Source organism: Vibrio sp. OPT46, assembly GCF_015163535.1.
Classification (GTDB): Bacteria; Pseudomonadota; Gammaproteobacteria; order Enterobacterales; family Vibrionaceae; genus Vibrio; species Vibrio alginolyticus.
On sequence record NZ_JADDYG010000824.1, the window covers coordinates 167400 to 167953 of the forward strand.

The window sequence follows — 554 nt, forward strand, 5'->3', positions numbered from 1 at the left end:
CGGAAAAGCCAATGGCATTCACCTGAATGAAGGTGTGTTTGTCTCTTACACAGGCCCCAACTTTGAGACCGCAGCCGAAATCCGCATGATGCAAATCATCGGTGGTGATGTGGTGGGCATGTCGGTCGTGCCAGAAGTGATTTCTGCGGCGCATTGCGGCTTACCCGTATTGGCAGTGTGTGCGATCACCAACATGGCAGAAGGCTTGGGAGATGTAGAATTGTCTCACGCCCAAACATTGAAGTGCGCGAAGCTAGCCGAAGCAGATTTCATTCGCTTTATTAAGCGCTTTATTAAGCATCACTTCTAAAGCTGTTTCATTCCAAAAAGCAAAAGGGTCATCAAGTAACTTGATGACCCTTTTTCGTATCACTTTTTCTAACGTTCGGGGGTATTTCGGAGCCGTTTGTGCGTTTTACTTAACTGCGCGAACCAATTCAGCAATGCCTTCCCAATCGCCGTTGTCCATCATTGCGGTTGGCACCATCCACGTACCGCCACAAGCTACAACCGATTTCAGCGCTAGGTAATCTTCCACGTTGGATGGGCTCACG

General features: G+C 48.9%; 2 pseudogenes. One reads left to right on the forward strand and one right to left on the reverse strand.

The features are described 5' to 3' along the window. Nucleotides 1-310 (forward strand): annotated as a pseudogene (locus IQR33_RS28845) (purine-nucleoside phosphorylase); the annotation flags it as partial. 105 nt (nucleotides 311-415) lie between these two features. Here the strand turns inward: IQR33_RS28845 and IQR33_RS34795 are convergent. Next, nucleotides 416-554 (reverse strand): annotated as a pseudogene (locus tag IQR33_RS34795) (keto-hydroxyglutarate-aldolase/keto-deoxy-phosphogluconate aldolase); the annotation flags it as partial.